The sequence below is a fragment of the Gaoshiqia sediminis genome, assembly GCF_025907915.1.
GTDB lineage: Bacteria > Bacteroidota > Bacteroidia > Bacteroidales > Prolixibacteraceae > Gaoshiqia > Gaoshiqia sediminis.
On record NZ_JAPAAF010000085.1, the window covers coordinates 1 to 2857 of the forward strand.

General features: G+C 30.1%; 3 protein-coding genes. All 3 read right to left on the bottom strand.

Features of this window, described 5'->3' with window-relative positions:
• Window positions 1–120: 120 nt before the first annotated feature.
• Window positions 121–1548: a DUF6035 family protein gene (locus N2K84_RS20035; RefSeq protein WP_282593612.1), complete on the bottom strand. Its 1428-nt coding sequence runs from the start codon at window positions 1546–1548 to the stop codon at window positions 121–123.
• A 169-nt stretch (window positions 1549–1717) separates the two neighbouring features.
• Window positions 1718–1996: a hypothetical protein gene (locus N2K84_RS20040; protein ID WP_282593613.1), complete on the bottom strand. Its 279-nt coding sequence runs from the start codon at window positions 1994–1996 to the stop codon at window positions 1718–1720.
• A 152-nt stretch (window positions 1997–2148) separates the two neighbouring features.
• Window positions 2149–2736 (bottom strand): hypothetical protein, encoded by a 588-nt coding sequence (locus tag N2K84_RS20045; RefSeq protein ID WP_282593614.1) that lies wholly within the window; start codon window positions 2734–2736, stop codon window positions 2149–2151.
• Window positions 2737–2857 lie beyond the last annotated feature (121 nt).

Consider the following 2857-nt stretch of genomic DNA (forward strand, 5'->3'; position numbering starts at 1 on the left):
TTAATGAACCGCTGTATACGAGACCCGTACGTACAGTGGTGTGAGAGGCTCTCCCCGTCAGTGTTCACTGGCGGGGCAGTCTACTCGATTAGCGGTTGTACTTTATTCATTTTCATTATTTTAAAACAATTCAGGAAACATAATCTTAAAAATATCATTATCCTCTATCTTTTGCTCAGGTTTATCAATCAGAGTTTTCTTTAAAGTTTTTACTAATTTCCCTTTTTTATCTTCTGTTTTAAACAATTCAGGTCTAAACTTATTTACTGCATTTAAAAATATGTCCAAGTATTCTTTTCGACTTTGCAAAACAGTATTTGCGATTTGTTTATGATTATCAACAGCATATCCCAGAATTTTATTGAGTTTCAAACTTAAAATATCAAATATCATTCGGTTAAGGTGTTGATTATCTGATATACGTTTTATTAATTCAATTTTCTGGATTTTCAGAAATATTGTAATCCAAACGATATTTATTTGCCAACTGTATTGGTCAACGACTTTTGCATTTATAATTTCATCGTTGTACAGACTCAAAATGTATTCCTTTTCTGGCTTTTTTATAACGTAACCATCAAGAATCAAGTTAGTTATTTCATAAATAGAGTTTTCCTTTTTTACAAGGTTAATAAGTGGTGAATATTCTAAAACTCTTTTTGTATTAAGTTCTTCCTTTAAACGTTCTTGTTCTGCTGAGTAATTGTAATAATAAACGGAATAATTTTCATTGTCAAAGGTCAAATCTTGAAGTTTAACCATACATTCATCCCAGTCATCCAATATTGACAAATCTTCGATGTAAAGCTTTTTATAATAACACTTTAAAACTAAATCATTTTCTTTTTTAGACAAATCAATTGCTTCCTGATTAAATTCGAAACCATTGAAATTATTATTGTAAAAAATATCACTTTGAGTAAATTTTCTTTTATCATCATCAGTGTCAAAAGAGCTGAAAACCCATAATATATATGTTTTATTTCCCTTATAAAATTCTTGTCTTGAGTTGATTACGCTTAAAAATGTTGTTGAAAGTTGCAATTCAAATACAACTGGTTTACCATTAAAAATCGAAGAGACATCTGGCTTTTTCCAAACTTTAGGAATTGCTTGGTCTTTTATGACTTTTTCAATATTGACTTCTTCAATTCCTTTATTATAATCCTGGTTTCTTTTGAGAAAATCTGCAAGTCCTATTTTTAGTGTGAAATGTAGTTCGCTTTCTTTTGCTCCATTATACTTGATTCTTTGGATTTCTTCTTTTGTAAATTTGTTCCCTGTCTTTATAGGACATTCATCACTATCTCGAAGATGTGCAAAATGCATAATTACCTTTGAATCACGTTGTCCTCTAATCTTTACTGGTTGTTTACAATAATAGCAGACGAATCTCGAATTTTGTTCTCTTATCGCAGTTTCAAAGTCATAACGAAGCTGAAAAATCTCATCTATTTCTTTTTTAAAGAATTCATCAGATTTGATTTCTTTTCCTGTTTTTAAATCAAGAATACTTAAAATCGTTCTATTTTTCAAATTCTCACTCATTGTTACTTGGAACTCTCTTTAGTATAACCGCTAACGGTTGGTACATGTTGTCGGGGCGGATTTCGGAGCGCGTTCCTGTCCGAAGGACACGGAACTGCGAAACGAGAATCCGCAGTTGGCGAACCTCTAAACCCGCCCTGCAATATGTACTGTGTTAGCGGTATGTGCTTTATTTTTTATTACTTTTTTGGTTACGTAATTCTTCAATTATTTTTATATTTTTCTCAAAATCAAGACTGTCTAAAATTGGATAGTCAAAGTATAATTGGGAACCATCTTTATTAAATATCACTAAAAATTTGTCCCCTGGTTTTATATTTTTTCTTTCTTCACTCGAAGGTAAATATTTGTTTTCCATGCTATAAGCAACACCTTTGTCGTTAAAGTAATGATATTGCTTTTGAGCAGAACTAAAATGATAACGATAACCCTTGCTATTTCCCATCATCAAATTTCTCTCAAATTTATCTATCTGTCCGATAGCAAAATCTCCTTCTTGAAATCTAATTTCCTCAGATTTATTTGATGATTTAGTTAGCCAAATAAGTGCAATGATTACAATAGAAATGAAAATTATATTTTGAACTATTTTCCCTTTTTTTATTCTGCTAATTGTTTTTTTGAATTTGATTCAAATATATTTTCACCATTATTATTTTTGTATTCATTATAGTATCTATTAACTTTTTTTTGAACCCACCAAACACCAATTGGGAAATAAAAAATCACAAACATTTCAACAATAATGTCTGATGTTCTTAATTGATTTTTTAACTGCATGTACTTGAGCGTTTTTGCTGTACTAAATAGGATGTAAAAAAAAGCGAATGAAGCTGCAAGTATTAAAATCCAAATAAGAATGCTAACAATTACAGAGTCAGGGAAAATTTTACTTATATGCGTTGTCAAATACAAGATATAAATCACTAATACTGCTATTAACCAGTCCAGCCGTTTTATTTGTTTTTTTGTCAATGCGTCCGAATTTTTATTAAACGTTTTTACGACTTTATAATTCCACGCCAAGAAAACGGAATAATACATTATTGAAATTGCACCCATTAATTTGTCTACTGCATCAAATGTTTCTAAGTCAACAAAAAACAGGTATAGAAACGATAAAATCCATGGCAATATAAATGAGATAAAAAATAATTGCCAAGCTTTCATTTTAAGTAAGATATTCATTTTTGGTTTCTTTTTTCAGCATTGCCGCTAACGTTCTAGTATTTTATCCATCGTGTGGATGCGTTGTTAAATGTATGAATAATAATTCATATTGCTAATAGGTTATGACAGGAGGCTTTAA

Excerpts from the sequence above, each read along its gene's own strand:
- N2K84_RS20040 (WP_282593613.1), bottom strand. The coding sequence starts at position 1,996 with ATGATGGGAAATAGCAAGGGTTATCGTTATCATTTTAGTTCTGCTCAA.
- N2K84_RS20035 (WP_282593612.1), bottom strand. The coding sequence starts at position 1,548 with ATGAGTGAGAATTTGAAAAATAGAACGATTTTAAGTATTCTTGATTTA.
- N2K84_RS20045 (WP_282593614.1), bottom strand. The coding sequence starts at position 2,736 with ATGAATATCTTACTTAAAATGAAAGCTTGGCAATTATTTTTTATCTCA.